The sequence below is a fragment of the Cytobacillus oceanisediminis genome (assembly GCF_004366035.1).
Lineage (GTDB): Bacteria > Bacillota > Bacilli > Bacillales > Cytobacillaceae > Cytobacillus > Cytobacillus oceanisediminis_C.
On sequence record NZ_SOEE01000013.1, the window covers coordinates 56,161 to 73,323 of the forward strand.

Here is a 17,163-nt window from a genome sequence, read left to right on the forward strand (position 1 = left end):
CTTTCAAAAAAGATACCCATTCATAATTGTTAGGTTACAGCCTCTGTTTTTGATTTGATATAGAAATAAAGCAGCAATCCAAAAGGAACGGCTAAGAAAGTAAAAGTTTTATTTGGAGCTTCAGCTATAAACCTCTTATTATTTATTAATAAGCTGCTGGACACATAATGGATGGCCTGCCTAAACTTGAACGAAAGGCTGGTGAATGGGAGCTTCATTAACTCTTTCCGATAAAAGGCAAAGCCCCTTGGATTTCTCCGATATTGGTTTAACATATTCAAAGATGAACCATCTGGAAGATACTCTACACAGCATAGTACTTCATTCATGAGAAGCATTTCATATTGCTGATCAAGCATATAATACTTGTAAGCCAGCCCAACATATTTTTCATTCAGGAAAATAGGGTAGGGGTATTGTTTTGTTAAATCCGTACGATACACCAGCTTTTTATCACCTTTAACACCATGCTTATTATAAAGATCAAACAATGTAGACCTCTCTAAATGATCAGGCATTCTAGTGCCAATAACTTCATAATCTGTATTTGTATCCAAACCAATCATTCCACTTACTTTTTCACTGCCATATTGTTCCCAGAATGAATTAATTTTTTCAACAGCATCAACAGGCATATAATCATCAGAGTCTATGCAGACATTTAGTTCAGTATCAATAAGCTCATACGCGGTGTTGTGGGCTCCATGCATTCCCTGGTTTTCCTGCCAAACATATTTGATTTCAATTTCATTTTCCTTTATCCATCCATTTACTAATTTTTGAGTATGATCTGTAGACCCATCATCAATGATAAGCCAGATAAAGTCCTTGCTGGTTTGGCGGATTAGACTTTGATAGCATTTATCAAGACAATAGGCACGGTTATAAGTGGGTGTAAATACAGTTAACTTTTTCTTCATTCTATTCACCCCGCTACCGTTAAATAAAAGGCTTCAATTTCAAGTGCAGTTGCTGTTATATCATATCCCTTAGCTTTAAAAGGCTCTCTGAAGCTTCTTCTTGAAGTATCTGATAAAGCCAATCTTTCCAGTTTATCTGCCCAAAGAGACTTTTCGTTTATGGAAACGAATTCAACTAAGTTCATCCCCAGATCAACTTCTGGTGAAACCTGGTCTGAAATAAAACAAGGCAGTCCGGCACCTTGTGCTTCAATTAACGAAACCGGCAAACCCTCGTGCAACGATGGAAAAACAAATACATCCAGCCCTTGTAGAATCCGATTGATATCACTTCGCACTCCCAAAAACTTAACCTTTTTATCTAAATGTAAGCCGCTAACTTTTTTTTCAATTTCTTTCCGCAATGGCCCATCTCCAACCAGCAGCAAAACAGCATTTTCATTTACCTTGTAAAAATCCGCAAAAACATCAATAAGAAACGAATGGTTCTTTTGATGAGCAAACCTGCCAACATGACCTAAGACAAAATTATTTTGATTTAGCTTTAACTCTTCCCGTACTTGTTCCCTCACATCAGAAGAATAAGAGAATTTATCATACTCTATTCCATTTTTTAAAATCCTAGTAAGTCCGGATTTCTTATCGAATAACCATTTAGCAGCATAATTAGAGCAAGCAAAAAAACTTGTTGAGTTCGGAATAATGAGTTTTCCTACCATCCATTTATAGGTCCTTGCAGGCAACCCTCCCTCACTTTGTGTATTGTGGCTATGCGAAATTCGAATAGGTAATCCTGCTTTTTTGGCTGATCTTAAAACGATTCCGCTCATCTTATCCATATGTGAATGAACGATCTTATAATCTTTATGTCCAGAAAAGAATTGATCCAATTCCCTCATATATTTAAAATGCCCAACTTCTGATACATAAGGAATTCTATGAATCTCCCCCCCCATTTGTCTGATTTCATCATCAAAGACACCTGGTTTACATGTCAGGAAATCAAATTGCACCTTGGAACGGTCGATATTGCGGTATAAATTCATAATCAGGGTCTCAGCTCCGCCCCGATTCATATTAACAACTACATGTAATACCCTTAATGGACTGCCCACTGAACCACCTCCATCTCATCCATGAGTTTTGCATACAACACTTTTTGTTCGTTTAGTGTTCTATTCAAACTGTATTTTTCTAAAATAATTCTTCGGCTTTGTAAGCCTAGCTGCCTTCTTAAATTATTGTTCTTGGCAAGAGCCATAATTCTATCTGCCAGTTCTAGATCATTTCTGCCAATGAGCCAGCCATTTTTATCATTTTGCACCAGTTCCCGATGACCTCTGTTATCCACAGCTATTATTGGGAGGCCGCAAGCCATTGCCTCCATTATGTTAACGGGAAGGCCTTCCCGCAAACTTGAAGCAACAGCAAGATCACTCATTTTTACTAGCTGTTCCACATCTTTCCTGAAACCTAGGAAATGAACCATATCTTCTACTCCAAGTTTCTTCGCAAGCTGTCTGCAGCCTTCCAATAAAACTCCTTCACCTGCTAAAAGCAGCTTAGCACTGGGAACTTGTTCTTTTATCAATGCCATCGCTTTAATCAGTAACTGCTGATTCTTATTACGGTTAAATTCAGCTGCATAAAACAGCAAAAAAGCATCTTGATCATAATGATGCTCTGCTCTTAAAACTGATTTGTGAAATCCTTCTATTCGGGAAAATCTTTCTGTATCCACTCCAACTCCATGGACATGCTCTATCTGTTTTGCCTTAAATCCATGTTTTACAGAAAGTTGATAATCCTCTTTATTAATCGTAATGAGACAGTCAGTTAGGTGGGACAGCGACCTTTCAATAGGATAATAGATTAGCCAATTTAATAAAGGTGCACCTTTGCAAAAGTGGAATCCATGTGCTGTATAAATGACCTTTGTACCATACCTTCTGGCTGATCCTGCAGCCAATCTGGCCAATACACCGCCCATCGGAGTGTGGCAATGGATGATTTTATACTGGTTTTCATCTATAATTGCCTTTAATTGTTTATACGCCCCAATGTTTTTCTTATTGAAAGGAGATCTTTGAATAGGTATATTAAATTTCTGATCTACATAAGGTAGGTATAACTCACCTGCAGCTGCCACGTGAACTTCCCAGCCCTGTTCCTTAAACCATTTTAAAATAGGTAGATGGAAAGCTTTAAAGTGATAATCAACCGTAGCACAAAATAGCACCTTTTTTTTCATAAGCACCTGCCTATTTAATTAATTGTCTATCAAGTACAGCTGATAGATAATCTAATAGATCTTTCCTTAGTTCGCCTCGCTTTAAAGCAAACTCAATCGTTGTTTGAATAAAGCCCATTTTTTCGCCGACGTCATATCTAACACCTTCAAAGTCATACGCGTAAACCGCTTCATGCAAATTCAAGCCAGCAATGGCATCCGTTAATTGAATTTCCCCACCCGCTCCTGGTTTTTGTTCACATAATATGTCAAAAATTCTGGGGTTTAAAATATACCTTCCCATAATCGCCAGATTGGACGGGGCTTCCTCCTGCTTTGGCTTTTCTACTAGACTGTTAACACTGTAAAAGCGATTCCCAATTTCGTTTCCATCCACAATTCCGTATCTGGAAACTTCCTCATTTGCAACCTGCTGGACTCCAAGGATTGATGCATTGTATCTCTCGTATTGTTCAATCATTTGCTTTAGACAAGGCTTTTCGGCTTGCACGATATCATCACCTAGTAAAACTGCAAAAGGCTCGTTTCCAATGAATTTGCGTGCGCACCATATGGCGTGGCCCAACCCCTTTGGCTCCTTTTGGCGAATGTAATGGATATCCGCCATCTGTGATGACTTCTGCACTTCATTTAATAACTCAAGCTTTCCTTTTTCCAGTAGGTTTTGCTCTAATTCAAAGGAATGGTCAAAGTGGTCTTCAATGGCCCTTTTTCCTTTTCCGGTTACAATAATGATATCTTCAATGCCTGCTTCTATGGCTTCCTCTATTATGTATTGAATTGTTGGCTTATCAACGATTGGCAGCATTTCCTTGGGCATGGCTTTTGTAGCAGGCAAAAATCTCGTTCCTAAACCTGCTGCAGGAATTATGGCTTTTCTTACTTTCTTCATTATATAATCCACCTTTCTTAACTTGAAATTGACATAACCGGCTCAGGCATTGCTGCTTTGTTGTTTGCCAGATTAATAAGTGTTTCTCTTAAAGCTCCCTTATCAAGGGTATGATAGGTTTGTATGATTTCATCTATATCCTCGAGATAAAGATTTGCCGTTTTTCCAATATAAATGTTTGGATATACCTGCTTGTCATTTACTTCATCGTCCTTCAGCAATTCCTCAAAAAGCTTCTCTCCGGGTCTGATGCCAGTAAACTTTATCCCAATCTCTTCAATAGAATGACCAGATAATTTGATTAAGTTTCTTGCAAGATCTACTATTTTTACTGGATCTCCCATATCCAGCACAAATATTTCCCCTCCTCTTGCTAAAGCACCTGCCTGTATGACTAATCTTGATGCCTCGGGAATGGTCATAAAATAGCGAACCATATCGGGATGTGTGACAGTTACCGGTCCACCTTTTTCGATTTGCTTTTTAAATAGGGGAATAACACTGCCTCGTGATCCCAGGACATTGCCGAATCGGACAGCAACAAATTTCGTTTCACTGTTTTGATCCATATTTTGAACAATCATTTCAGCGAGACGCTTCGAAGCTCCCATGACACTTGTTGGATTAACCGCTTTATCCGTAGAGACCATGACAAAGGTCTTCACTCCATGCCAGCTAGCCGCTTCTGCGACATTTCTGGTGCCAATAATATTGTTCTTAACCGCTTCTTCGGGATTTCTCTCCATAAGAGGCACATGCTTGTGGGCGGCAGCATGATATACCACATCAGGCCGGTACGTACTCATTACAGACATCATTTTTTTTGCGTCCTGCAAATCGGCTATTTCAGTCAGAAACTCGATCGGCAGATGGCTGAATTTCTCTTTTAATTCAAGTTCAATTGAATAGATGCTATTTTCGCCATGTCCCAAAAGCACCAGTCTTTGCGGTTTAAATTGTGATATTTGCCGGCAGATTTCAGAGCCAATTGATCCGCCTGCACCTGTCACCAAAACTGTTTTGTTCGTTACATATTCAGATATAGATTCTATATCCAAATCAACCGGACTCCTTCCCAGAAGGTCCTCAACCTTTACATCCCGGAAAGCACTAACAGATATTTTTCCTGTCACCAGGTCCTCCAGCATCGGCAATATTTGGGTTTTTGCTTTCGTTTTAGCACATTCCTTAAAAATCAAACTTAACTCTTTTCTGCTTAGTGATGGAATGGCGATGATGATGTTTTCAATACCTAATTTAATTACTGTTTCAGGTATTTGCGTTATATCGCCGACAACAGGTAACCCTAGAATATGCAATTGATCCTTTCTGCGGTCATCATCAATAAAAGCAATTGGATGCAGTTCGGCTTCATTATTTTTTAATAACTGCCTCGCTACCATCGTTCCGGCTGAACCAGCGCCAATTATGAGAGTCCTTTTTTTGTTATTATTTTTTATTAAGTAATTGTCGCGATAAATTCTCCAGCAGAATCTTGATCCACCAATAAGAAGCATTTGCAGCAGCCAGGTTACAGCCAGGAGCCTGTAGTAAATTTCCTGCAGCAGTATTTGCTGGATCAGGACTGCTGTCAAAATGGATAAGCTAACCACTTTAAAAATGATGATTAATTCACCAATACTGGCATACTCCCATGCTTTATGATAGATTTTAAATTTAAATGAAAATAAATGATGACTTACTATAATGCCGATGGAGCTAATTAAAACAGGTAAAGTAATCACATAAATGCTGGCATCTACTAAAAATCGTCCCAAGTAAATGGCAGACAGAACAATAAAAGAATCAGCCAAAATAAACAGCGACAGTCTTTGTCGATATGACATATTTTCCCTCCTTTACTTGATTTTCGTTTGCATTTATTCAAGCGTTATATTTCTTCGCTGTATGGCGTACTCAACCAGCTTCCTGATCTCTTCCAACTGTTCTTCTAGTAGCATCTTGTTTTATGTATCTGACAGCCTTCTAGATGGACTTTGGAAATTTATCAATCTCTTTCATTCCTGCATCTCCTTTGATAAATAATAAAAACCTTCATAATAGGGTTTAGACCAAACCTTATTATGAAGATTTTTATTAATAATTTGGGCATTCAACCCCTCCTCACATCACACTCTCGACGACCGGCGTCTAAGGTCTTTCAACCCACAGCATGACCGAGTGCCTCCATTGATAAGGGTAAGGAGACATCACCACGTTAAAGAACATTTCATTCTAAATAACGAACAATACCTTTTAAAAAAATATGTCAGCTCCTAGCTGAACATACTACTTTTTTACTAGTTTTTCTCATTTAAAATAACTCCGACAATCTTTGATTTTGCATACTCTAAGACTTTTCTTGACTCGATAGCACTTTCCATTTTTGTTTTGTCCTTCCTAACTACGAGAACAACACCATTACTTAAATTGGCGAGGATTTTTGTATCTGTTACTTCAAGTACTGGGGGAGAGTCGATTAAAATGATGTCGTAAAGGGAGCTTACTTTTTGCAGCAGCTGTTTCATCATTTCTGATGCAAGTAATTCAGCAGGATTAAAAGGGATTGTGCCGCTTGTTAGAATATCCAGACTGCCAATTTCTGAAGATAGAACTGTTTCTTCAAAGCTGACCTTTCCTGTCAGAATATCTGTTAAACCGGTATTATTGGCTGTCTTAAAAATATGATGCACACTTGGGTTTCTTAAACTCCCATCAATAAGGAGAACCTTTTCTTTTTGCTGGGCCATTGACACGGCAATATTGGAAGCTGTCGTAGACTTCCCTTCCCATTTTCCTGGTGAAGTTATCAGCAGAGTATTGCTTTTTCTCTCTCCGTTAATAAAATAGAGATTTGTTCGTATAGTCCGATATTGTTCAGAAATGATCGATTCAGGGTTCGTGTAGGCAATCAAATTCCGTTTCCTAACGGCTGATTCTGATTTTCTTTTACTTAAAACCAATCGTTTCACCTCTGAACTCTAATTTTGTTTGTCTGTTCTTTCTTTTGTTTACATTCTTTTTATTTATTTTTGAAACGCTTCCCAACACTTGGATGCCGAGTACAGATTCAATATCCTTTTCAGATTTAATTGAATCATCAAGAGAGTCAATTAAGAAGATTAAACCGATCCCTGCAATAATCCCAAAGATGAAAGCAGCAATAATAATTTTATTTTGATTATCTTCATTAATTGGTATCAGATTTATTTTTGCTTCTGACAAAACTCTCACATCTTCGAATCCCATTATGTTGGGAATTTCTTCAATAAATACTTTGGCAGTTGTATTGGCAATATCCGCAGCTCTCGTTGGATTGGTATCAGTGACAGTGATTTTTACAACCTGGGTATCATCAATACTGCCGACATTAATACTGCCAGCAAGTGAACTTGGAGACCTCTCAAGTTCCAGTTCCCTAATTACTTTTTCCAATACTATTGTGTCTTTAATAATTACCTGTAGAGTATTTCGATAACCCGTCTCAGCGTTTATTATGATATTTGTCGAAGTTTCATATAATGGAACTGTCTTGTTAGCATTGCTATAAAACCACCCAGCTGCTGTTGCTAGAACAGCAAAAACAATTACAATCCAAAAACGTTTTTTAATTACCCTAAACAAATCTTTTAGATTTATTTCTTTAGCTACTCTTTGATCTTGAAAATGATTCATAAAAACCACCTTATTGATATGATTTAAGTGTTCTGAATAAAGAACTATTAGATCAAAAAATTTTTTTGATAACAATTTTTATAGGTTTTACACCATAATTAATAGGAGATTTATATCATATCCCTATTTTAGTTCTCTATAAAGAACAAGTCAATACCAATATCGAATATTTCTGAAAAATCATAATGCGGTTTCTATTTGTTTCCCAAGAAGGCTGCTAAATACACCCTTATGATCCCTAGCTAAATGGACAAATTCACCCTTCTGAATAATTTCCCCTTTATCGAGGACCATTACCTGATCTGCATTTCTTATGGTTGATAATCGATGCGCAATAACAATAATCGTCATTTCACCATTTAACCTCTCAAGTGCTTCTTGGATTTTTGCTTCGTTTTCAGTATCCAATGCACTAGTTGCCTCATCTAACACGAGGATAGCTGGTTTTCTCAATATTGCCCTGGCCAGCACAAGGCGCTGTCTTTCTCCGCCGGATAGTCTAATCCCTCTGTCGCCTATAAGTGTATCCAGACCTTCAGGAAGTTTGCATACAAAATCTGCTGCAGCAAACTGCAATGCTTCCCATATCTCTTTCTCTGTAGCATCAGGTTTAATTAATAACAGATTCTCTCTAATGGTTGTATTAAATAAAAACGGATCCTGAGGAACATAGCTTATAGAACTTCTTAATGCTAATAAGTTATCTTTTGTTAAAGGTTTCCCATCAATAAATAGCATTCCTGCTTCCGGTTGATTAAGACCCATTATTAAATCAATTAAAGTGCTTTTGCCTGCTCCTGACTTGCCAACAACGGCAGTCGTTTGGTTTGAAGGAAAGATTGCATTAACATTCTTTAAGGCATAGATATTTTCATTCAAATTATATCTGAACATGACATCTCTGCACTCAATTCCCTTATTTATCGTTAATGGCTTTATATTTATAGATTCCAATTGAAATATCTCTCTGGCTGCGCGTGAATCATTTTTTAAGTTAATAACAGCTTTTAATGCGGGAATGGTTGTTGCGATCTGCTCCAGCCCCGACTGTATTCCAGTCACTCTGGGCCATAACCTCGTAAAAATAATAACAATTAGCATTAGTTGAGCTGATTTGGCATTATAAAAGTTTACTGATAAAAAAATGAAAATAGAAATAAGTACTGAAGATGCTACTTTGTAATAAAACTGTGAAGCGGTTTTTAACCTGATATATTCCATTTGTTCCACATACATTTTTTGTGAGATAGACTTAAACCAATCCATTCTGGACTGTTCCAAAGCATTGCTTTTAATATCCTTAATTCCGTTAAAATTATCAGTAATACCTGCCAAAAAAATCTTGCCATTTTCAGAAGTTCTGCTGCCAAGCATGCGTGATCTCTTAATAAATCCTCTGGAGAATAAAGCTAAAATAAATCCACTTACTAATACAAACATAGTAATGGATGGTGACAACATGAAGGCAATGCCGATTTGTATAATTGTAAAAATAATTGAGGTAATAAATTGCAAGAAGGTATTTGTTCCCGCACTTACACGGGCTAATTCTGCTGTAATAGTGTTGATCAAGTCTGTTTTTCTTCTTTTAATATAAAATCCCCAGTTAGCTTGAAGTAAGTCTCTATAAATTTCTAACCTTAAATATCGGGCAAATCCATGCTGAATTTTCACATTTTGTATTGTTATATAACGCTGGAGAAGATTTTGGAAAAGGTTAACGATTAAAAAAGCTCCAAGGATGACTGTGAGCCCAACCATTGCTGGAACAGTATTTAAAAAAGCAAATGTGCTAGCAAACCAGACATTTTCTCCTTCAAAACTTGCGATCCCGCTAAAATTAATAATCGGTATAAGAAGTAACAGTCCGACTCCATCAAGGAAACTAATTAAAACCATGCCCAAAAGGTTAAGATATAGTTTTTTTCCTGAATAACAGTAAAGTTGCCTAAAAAAATATAAAACTGGTTTCATCTAAATCCTCCTAAGGTAAAGCATGTTTCCTTGTTTTTCTAAAAACCCACAGTACCGGCCGAAGCGGATAATATAAAAAATGAAGTCTGTTTGGTAAGGGCAGGGTTTCTGCATCTGCATAATACGGGTGAAGAAAACTTAATAAATATACTACTTTTTGCTGAAAGCTCATTAATGAAAACAAGTGCTTTGCATGGAATTCTGAAATTTCCCTTGGTACCGGGTCAGTATGCAAATTGACCATTCTTTCAACATAAAAAATGGATTCACTTGCAAGCTTTATTGGAAGCTTTCCGTTTATTAACGATTTCATCTTCTTGTCTAAGTGAGATCCCATTAGATTTGCCGAAAGTATTAGAGCTTGCCCTCCAATATGGAGACTTTGATGCTTTTTAAATAACTCAATTAAAGTTTCCCATTTCAATTCAGTTTTCACCATTTGATGGATATCAAGAAGCCAGCGCAATCTTGACCAGCCATGACGTGCCCCATGTGTTACAAGAAAAAAGAATAAATCTTCATTACCAAGATAATAGGAGGGGAATCCAGTAATCGTTGTTTTTCTTTTTCTGTCCCACAATTCATTAAAACCTGGTTCTTTCCCGGGAGCTGGATTAAGTCTCCAATGGATTTCGATTTTAGTATTTTTTATGGGGTGATAATAAGTAAAGTGATGATGTCTCCACTTCCAGTCATTTAATAGAGACTTAATGTATTCATCTTTTTTATATCCGATTTTTTCAAGCAACTGATTTGCTTTATCCAAGTCTTCTATTGGTATAAGAATATCTAAATCACCACATGTTCGCTGTGAAATGTCTCCATATAAATCTGCAGCAAGGATGGGACCTTTTAGAAAAAGGGATCGTATTTTATGCTCTGTAAATACTTTACTGAGCTGCTCCATTTCTCCGCATAAGTAAAGCATCTTGAATGTATTTTTCCTAAAGTGCTGTTTCAGACTCTGAAGTATCCATTCAGGAACTAACTTTTTTTCGTTTTTAAGAAGCTTTGTATATAATACCGGATAGAGGCGATGGTGAAGAGCTAGCTGGAGAAATGAATCCCAGTTTATCTCATGCAGATAATCACTGAAACTCATATCATTCTCTTCACTTTTAATGATTTCGAGTATTAGCATTAATTCTCTGGGGATTTTGGTTATATTAATCTCAATATTTTTATACATATTTTTTCCCTTCTACCGGATTGCTTTTGCCCGTTTAGCAAACATACTTACTACAGTAAACTTTTCCATCCCTTCTGATCCGGAAATATAAAAAGGACCACTTCTCAGCCATGCATGTGCAATCAATTTGCCCGTTTCATCTCTTGCAGTTCCAAGATAAAGAGTACTATCAACCCCTCTCTTTTCAAGCATCTTCATACCTGCAATAGCTTTGACAAGGCACTGGCTCTCCCAGAAGGTATACCTGCTCATTATATGTATAGCATGAGAGACTTTCTTTATTTGCTCTATAGTAGAATCAGTATAATTTTTAGAAGTCTCTGTCATATGCTTACCTAATGAAGGAGCCACTTTAGAAAAAGGCAACATTTTAAGAATACGAGCCCATGCTAACAATAGAAACGCTTCAATCAATAGAAATTTAGATTGTCTTTCCATTGATAAAAATGTTATTAATTTATGCATAAATCTTATAATCCTTTCTCCAATACAATTAGAATACTAGTCATTAATTTTAATCAATTCCTGATCAAACAACTGACTTAGAAAGGTAAGAACTTGCTCTTCACATTCTTCCTGGTCAACCTGATAAATGGATTCTAAAACTGAAATTATTTGTTTTACTTCAATTGCCTCCTTCATTAAATCCCAAATTTCTCCGCCCATTTCACCCAAATTGAAGTACTTCCCTTTCGCAATGCTTAACATTACTTTCTCTCCACCCATATCGCTGACAATTATGCCTTCCACTTGGGAAAGTTTATTACTTAAAGAGATTTTTTGATTTGTAATCATGTATTCTTCACTCCTTATTTATTTGTTCTAAAATCAAAGCGGTTAAATCATTTGCAGTAAACCGCTCAACTGGTCTCTGAATTTGAAAGAGTTTGATTTGATTGGCTATTTGTGCTGTCAGTTGAAAATGCCAGTTCATAAGATCAAGCCTTGGAATTAAAAAGTTTCGATACGTATGATAAAACAAAGTGTGCAAGCGCTCCAAGTTTGAAATTGGACTTATTGAAATCTCATTATTTAGAGTTTTAACCAGTTCAAACACTCCTCCTAAAGGCAATGAGCATGAAGAAAATTGAGAAATGACTGGTATAGCGAATTTTGTCTCTCTATCAAAAATGGGCCTATAGGAATTCGTCTTCATTCCAAATGCATCCAAGCTTTCCTGCCAAAGCTTTTGCTGCGGATAAGCCGGGGGGACAATCGGGATATTATGATCGGAGAGGTATACAGGAATTACATCATCACTGAGGAGTTGGTAACCTTTTCTTAAAAAAGCCGAAGCAAGTGTTGATTTACCAGCACCTGAATCTCCTACTATCGCATATGCTTTTCCGTTAATAGCTACAGCACTCCCATGTAAAGGGAGTATCTTTCTCTGCATTAATAGTGCGCCCATGCAAGTGCCAAGTAAGTAAAGGCGAAGGTGATCTAAATCAGAACCTTCCATTGGATCAACTAGTATGGTATTCCCGTTTTTGATAAGATAAGTAGCTGTATTAGGTACCTGAAAATATACTTCATTATTTTCCACTATTAAATAACGGTTAGATTCAGATAAACGCATCCATTTTTCTTTTAAATTGCCTAACTTTATTAAGATATCAATTTTAGTCTTTTCATCCGAAATCATAGGTAATTCAGGTAAAGAAATTTCACTAATCATATTTAAACCGAATGCTTTATAAGCAACCTTGTTTAAAGTATTTAACATAAGTCCTCCGAAGTTCCATTTGGAAATTTTATTTCAAGCTTCCCCATACATTGGGGTACGAGGGAAGCTACGTTACACTAGATTTAGCAAAGAGCTAACTTTCGAAGCTACCCCCAATATCTCCAGGCAAGCAACTAGCATTTGATTGACCCTCGTGAGTTTCATGTCTTCCTTCAGATACATCAAAACAGTCTGGGTTGGCATTTCCTGGACCATTCATGGTCATACTAATATCAAGAATTTCCAACATGGGTGATTTCCACTGTTTCTTCATACTTTTCACCTCCTTTCAACTAAAAGTCCTTAGGAACCGAGAAACGATTAAACTACGTGTTAACAATTTAAAATCATCAGTCCATACATAATTAGGATCAGGTTGACCTTTTATGTTTTCAATTGCTTTATTGACCACTTCTAGATTTAAGATTTCAGACATCATTGAATCTTTTTTTATGTGGATAAGTTCATCTACAAAACATGACCATTTAGAACTCATCCTATGTATCGCATCTGCACCTTGAATCCCACGAATATTATGATTAAGCCTTACTTTTTCAGGAAGAAAATTTTTTGTGGCTCTTCTTAAAAATGATCGTTCCATACCGTTTTTTACATACTGTTCTTCTGGTAATGACAAACAAAAATTTATCACACGCAAATCGTTTGTCGGATCCCGGTCCCATAAGGAGTATCTTAGGGACAATTTAGTTGTTGCAGTTCCGCTTTTTATCCAATAATAAAGCTGGTCATAATGTTCTTTTCTGTATTGATTAAGATCCCCTTTAAAATCCCCTGAAATATATGCCTCCCTCTGCTGCAGTCTATCGTAAACATTAGTTTTCACCGCAAAATCTTCATTAATATAAGAGGGAAAGCAATAATCTGATACTCCATTTCTTACAAACATACGGCTAGCACGTGGAAAGGCATTTTTGGCAACAATCGGGAGCATAGTTTTTTTACCAGTTCTAAAAATTCTGCAATACGAATTCAACTCTTGATTGAGTTGAAGAAGTTTAAGCTTTTTTAAGAGGGAAGCATAATAATCAATTGTTAACCTCCACGACCCCCATGAGATTGAGTGATTACCTCTTGAACCATTTAACAATACTTTTACACCTTGACTGTGGGCTGTTTCGTTAATGCCTTTAAGCCAGAAGGCATTTTCAAAAAATTTATATGGCATCTCCATTAACGCCAGAAAATCATCTACTTCCAGTAAAGGATTCTTACCTTGAAAATTCAAATAATGGTCTTTGATATTTCCCACGTGGTTGACGGTTTCTTTTATAAAAACCCTCTCATCTGCCAAATAATAATTAGGCGTCCAATCTGTAAAATCATCTTCTGGTATATAACTGTACGTATATAATTGTTTATTTTCATTTTTTAAAGCCTTTGATGCAAAACTGACAACTGTTCCTGAATCAAGCCCTCCGCTTAAATGTGATCCAACTTTACCGTGAGTTCGCAGCTTTTCAGACACAGCAATATTAAATACATCACGAAAAGCTTCTTCATATTCGCTGTCTGACTTTAATTTTAAGGTGTTTAAAGAACCTAAATTCCAATATCGCTCAAGTGCAATTTTATCTTTATCTATTATTATCGTATGTGCAGGCGGCAACTGATTAATATTCTTGTAGACGGTTTTGTGTATATCCGTACTTTCAACCATTGTAGGAATTACAAGAAACTCTGCAAGCCACTCTTCATTTATTCTTTTTCTGATATATGGCAACCTGAACATTGGTTCTATAATGGTGCAAAACACAAACCGGGAGGGATCGTTGTAATAATATAAAGTGCGGGAACCGGAGAAGTCTCTTGCTCCAAAAAGTAATTGTTTTCTTTCATCCCAAATCATAAAAGCAAAATCACCTATCAAATATTTGGGAGAATCTTTGCCCCATTTCAAATACGCCAGAAGAATAAGCTTACTATCTGATATAGACTTTCTCTCTGAATAACTAACCTGCAACCTTTCAAATAAATCATTCCGATTGTCTATTATGGCATCAGAAGTAATAACTAACTGGTGTTCAGAATCATAGGAGGGCAAATGTCCCCCTACTGATTCAGGTGATATCCATTGATTATGACAGCCGAAAAATAGACGCTCACTTTGCCAAACACCCTTATCATCATAAGGAAAGCTTTCCAGGTAGTTCATCATTTTATTACAATCTTCTATATGGTTAGAGTCATCTTTAAAATGGTATGTTCCTAAAATTGCACTCATTAACTTCCCTCCCTTCTGTCTTTTTCTATGTATTAATTTTCATTTAAGATATTAGAAAAGAATAAAATTAAAGCCCTCATACACAAAATTCATATAAGGGCAGATAAATAAAGAAATCTTCTCTTTTAAAAATTTTTTAACTATAATGTACCACTTCATCTACATCTGGCTGTGTAGCATCAGGTGTTTTAATTCCAGGTCCTGCCATAGTCATGTTAATTTTAAGTACCTCTAACTCAGGTTTCTGCCATTGCTTCTTCATGTTACCACCTCCTTTCAATTCATTGTTTTAATAAAACGATAAAATATCATGCTTCTCATAAGGACCTTAAATTCAAATTCAAATGCAAGTTCTGGCTTTGGACCGTTTTTTTTGATAAGACTTATACATTTCTCAATGATAGTATTATCTAAATATTCTTCTACAATTGGGTCTTGTTTTAAATGATCAGCTTCACATATAAATTGATCCCATTTGTCCCTCATCCTATGAACTCCATCAGCTCCCTGAACACCTCTTATTTTTAAATTCAGTCTAATATCTTCTGGTAAGTGTTCCTTTGTTGATCTTCGTATTAATGCTCTATCTAGCCCGTTTTTTACATATTGCTCTTCGGGAACTGCTAAACAATACCGGATGACTCTTAAGTCATTTGTTGGATCTCTTTCGACTACCCCAGAATTTAAAGATAACTTTGCTCCATATGTTCCAGTAGTATTCCAGTAATATAGATGATTAAATTGTTTCTTTCTTACTGCATAGGCACTCGGAATTTTTAATGCAGTTATATCCACATCATATTCCGCCAATTTTTCAAAGACTCTTGTTCTCTTGGAAAACTCTTTATTAATAAAGATTGGAAACGGAGACTCTTTGGATTGTTGCATCTTATATAAAAGTGGCATGACTTTTTTATTAACTGCTGACAATATCCTTTGCTTCCTTACTCCTCCTAAGTTTTTACTATAAAGATTTAATTCTCTATTGAGTTGTAGCCATTTTACTTTCTTTAACAATAGTGCATAATAATCTAGAATTGGCCCCCAGGAAATAGTCCAATTGCCTCTTTGCCCGTTTAACAATACGCCTATCCCTTTATTTTGGGCTTCCTCATAGATACCTCTTAGCCAGAAGGTATTTTCAAAAAATTTATAAGGCATCTCTAAGTTTTCAAGCCAATAATCTATCTCTAAGTATGGGTTTCTATCACTAAAACTATGAAAATTTGCAGATATATTTCCTACATGTTTTATAGTAGATTCAATTAAGGGTTTTTCATTGGCAATTCTGCTTTTATGTGTCCAATCCACAAAATCATCCACAGGCACATAGCTGAAGGTATGCAGCTGTTTTTTTTGTCTTAAAAGGGGCTTCGCAGCAAAACTTACTACAGAACCAGAATCTAAGCCTCCACTAAGGTGGGCACCTACTTCATGAAAGGTACGCAGTCTATTATTTACCGCCTCTTGAAAAACCTCTTTAAAAGCTTCTTCATATTCTTCATCAGACTTTAATTGCAACTTTCTACTCTCTTCAGGTAAAGTACAATATCTGTGTAAGAGTATCGAATTTTCTTTAATTAAAAGGGAGTGGGAAGGTGGAATCTGAGCAATTCCTTTATATACACTAGAGAAAGGGTCCACAGAGTCAAACATTCCTGGGTTAGCCAAGAACTCAGCCAGCCACATCTCATTCAATTCCTTCTTAACCCCTGGCAACGAAAACAACGGCTGAATCGTCGTACTAAAACCAAACCTCTGATTATCCCGAAAATAATAAAGCGTCCGAGCCCCAGAAAAATCCCTAGCCCCAAACATTTTCCGCTCTTTCTCATCCCAAATCATAAAGGCAAAGTCACCAACCAAAAACTTCGGAGATTCTTCTCCCCATTTGTGATAGGCAAGTAAAATCAGCTGGCTGTCTGTGATTTTTTTTCGGTCTTCCCGGTCTATTTGGAGTCTTTCGAAGAGTTCTTCCCGGTTGTCGATGATGGCGTCTGCTGTGATGGCGAGCTGTCTTTGGTAGTCATAGAAGGGCAGCTGTTCGCCGATGGATTCGGGTGTGATCCACTGGGCATGGCAGCCCAGGAAGATGTTTTCTTTATGCCATGTCTGTATATCGTCCGCAGGGAATTTTTCGAAAGCCTTCATCATTCCGCTGCTTTGCTCGATAGAAACCGGTTCTCCGTTTAGGTTGTAAATACCAGCGATTGCACTCATTATTGCCTCCTGAAAACATTATGTATTCACTATTACACACTAATCGTTCTTAAAAAAGAACACAAAGCGATATT

General features: G+C 36.7%; 16 protein-coding genes. All 16 read right to left on the minus strand.

The annotated features are described in order from the left end of the window. Positions 1–29 precede the first annotated feature (29 nt). The 16 genes from DFO72_RS24900 to DFO72_RS24975 all read right to left on the minus strand — a co-directional run bounded on the left by DFO72_RS24900 (position 30) and on the right by DFO72_RS24975 (position 17,089). Entirely contained in the window at positions 30–920 is an 891-nt protein-coding gene (locus tag DFO72_RS24900) for a glycosyltransferase family 2 protein (protein ID WP_113884978.1), read from the minus strand. Positions 921–925: 5 nt separating this feature from the next. After that, positions 926–2,035, minus strand: a complete 1,110-nt coding sequence (locus DFO72_RS24905; RefSeq protein WP_113884979.1) for a glycosyltransferase family 1 protein — start codon at positions 2,033–2,035, stop codon at positions 926–928. Beyond that, positions 2,020–3,171, minus strand: a complete 1,152-nt coding sequence (locus tag DFO72_RS24910) for a glycosyltransferase family 4 protein (protein WP_113884980.1) — start codon at positions 3,169–3,171, stop codon at positions 2,020–2,022. Before DFO72_RS24910 ends, DFO72_RS24905 begins: the two co-directional genes overlap by 16 nt. Before the next feature lie 10 nt (positions 3,172–3,181). Further along, positions 3,182–4,063 carry a UTP--glucose-1-phosphate uridylyltransferase GalU gene (galU, locus tag DFO72_RS24915; protein WP_113884981.1) on the minus strand — a complete coding sequence of 294 codons (882 nt, stop codon included), beginning with the start codon at positions 4,061–4,063 and terminating at the stop codon, positions 3,182–3,184. A gap of 17 nt (positions 4,064–4,080) precedes the next feature. Beyond that, positions 4,081–5,910 carry a nucleoside-diphosphate sugar epimerase/dehydratase gene (locus tag DFO72_RS24920; RefSeq protein ID WP_113884982.1) on the minus strand — a complete coding sequence of 610 codons (1,830 nt, stop codon included), beginning with the start codon at positions 5,908–5,910 and terminating at the stop codon, positions 4,081–4,083. A 453-nt stretch (positions 5,911–6,363) separates the two neighbouring features. Beyond that, entirely contained in the window at positions 6,364–7,026 is a 663-nt protein-coding gene (locus DFO72_RS24925; RefSeq protein WP_113884983.1) for a CpsD/CapB family tyrosine-protein kinase, read from the minus strand. Next, positions 7,013–7,738, minus strand: a complete 726-nt coding sequence (locus DFO72_RS24930) for a YveK family protein (RefSeq protein WP_113884984.1) — start codon at positions 7,736–7,738, stop codon at positions 7,013–7,015. Before DFO72_RS24930 ends, DFO72_RS24925 begins: the two co-directional genes overlap by 14 nt. A gap of 180 nt (positions 7,739–7,918) precedes the next feature. Continuing rightward, a complete protein-coding gene (locus tag DFO72_RS24935) occupies positions 7,919–9,712 on the minus strand; it encodes an ABC transporter ATP-binding protein (protein ID WP_113884985.1) in 1,794 nt (597 codons plus the stop codon). 10 nt (positions 9,713–9,722) lie between these two features. Beyond that, entirely contained in the window at positions 9,723–10,901 is a 1,179-nt protein-coding gene (locus DFO72_RS24940; RefSeq protein WP_113884986.1) for a nucleotidyltransferase domain-containing protein, read from the minus strand. A gap of 12 nt (positions 10,902–10,913) precedes the next feature. Continuing rightward, entirely contained in the window at positions 10,914–11,375 is a 462-nt protein-coding gene (locus DFO72_RS24945) for a lasso peptide biosynthesis B2 protein (protein ID WP_113884987.1), read from the minus strand. A 27-nt stretch (positions 11,376–11,402) separates the two neighbouring features. After that, a complete protein-coding gene (locus DFO72_RS24950) occupies positions 11,403–11,696 on the minus strand; it encodes a lasso peptide biosynthesis PqqD family chaperone (protein ID WP_113884988.1) in 294 nt (97 codons plus the stop codon). Between the two features lie 7 nt (positions 11,697–11,703). Then, positions 11,704–12,627 carry an aldolase gene (locus DFO72_RS24955; protein ID WP_113884989.1) on the minus strand — a complete coding sequence of 308 codons (924 nt, stop codon included), beginning with the start codon at positions 12,625–12,627 and terminating at the stop codon, positions 11,704–11,706. Positions 12,628–12,721: 94 nt separating this feature from the next. Continuing rightward, positions 12,722–12,901: a paeninodin family lasso peptide gene (locus DFO72_RS30770; protein WP_113884990.1), complete on the minus strand. Its 180-nt coding sequence runs from the start codon at positions 12,899–12,901 to the stop codon at positions 12,722–12,724. 15 nt (positions 12,902–12,916) lie between these two features. Further along, positions 12,917–14,869 carry an asparagine synthase-related protein gene (locus tag DFO72_RS24965; protein WP_113884991.1) on the minus strand — a complete coding sequence of 651 codons (1,953 nt, stop codon included), beginning with the start codon at positions 14,867–14,869 and terminating at the stop codon, positions 12,917–12,919. Between the two features lie 136 nt (positions 14,870–15,005). Then, complete coding sequence (locus DFO72_RS24970; RefSeq protein ID WP_113884992.1) at positions 15,006–15,131, minus strand: paeninodin family lasso peptide; 126 nt, start codon at positions 15,129–15,131, stop codon at positions 15,006–15,008. Between the two features lie 14 nt (positions 15,132–15,145). After that, entirely contained in the window at positions 15,146–17,089 is a 1,944-nt protein-coding gene (locus DFO72_RS24975; RefSeq protein ID WP_113884993.1) for an asparagine synthase-related protein, read from the minus strand. Positions 17,090–17,163: the final 74 nt, after the last annotated feature.

Coding starts and splice junctions, on each gene's coding strand:
- DFO72_RS24900 (WP_113884978.1), bottom strand. CDS start 920: ATGAAGAAAAAGTTAACTGTATTTACACCCACTTATAACCGTGCCTAT.
- DFO72_RS24910 (WP_113884980.1), bottom strand. CDS start 3,171: ATGAAAAAAAAGGTGCTATTTTGTGCTACGGTTGATTATCACTTTAAA.
- galU (WP_113884981.1), bottom strand. CDS start 4,063: ATGAAGAAAGTAAGAAAAGCCATAATTCCTGCAGCAGGTTTAGGAACG.
- DFO72_RS24920 (WP_113884982.1), bottom strand. CDS start 5,910: ATGTCATATCGACAAAGACTGTCGCTGTTTATTTTGGCTGATTCTTTT.
- DFO72_RS24930 (WP_113884984.1), bottom strand. CDS start 7,738: ATGAATCATTTTCAAGATCAAAGAGTAGCTAAAGAAATAAATCTAAAA.
- DFO72_RS24935 (WP_113884985.1), bottom strand. CDS start 9,712: ATGAAACCAGTTTTATATTTTTTTAGGCAACTTTACTGTTATTCAGGA.
- DFO72_RS24940 (WP_113884986.1), bottom strand. CDS start 10,901: ATGTATAAAAATATTGAGATTAATATAACCAAAATCCCCAGAGAATTA.
- DFO72_RS24950 (WP_113884988.1), bottom strand. CDS start 11,696: ATGATTACAAATCAAAAAATCTCTTTAAGTAATAAACTTTCCCAAGTG.
- DFO72_RS24955 (WP_113884989.1), bottom strand. CDS start 12,627: ATGTTAAATACTTTAAACAAGGTTGCTTATAAAGCATTCGGTTTAAAT.
- DFO72_RS30770 (WP_113884990.1), bottom strand. CDS start 12,901: ATGAAGAAACAGTGGAAATCACCCATGTTGGAAATTCTTGATATTAGT.
- DFO72_RS24965 (WP_113884991.1), bottom strand. CDS start 14,869: ATGAGTGCAATTTTAGGAACATACCATTTTAAAGATGACTCTAACCAT.
- DFO72_RS24970 (WP_113884992.1), bottom strand. CDS start 15,131: ATGAAGAAGCAATGGCAGAAACCTGAGTTAGAGGTACTTAAAATTAAC.
- DFO72_RS24975 (WP_113884993.1), bottom strand. CDS start 17,089: ATGAGTGCAATCGCTGGTATTTACAACCTAAACGGAGAACCGGTTTCT.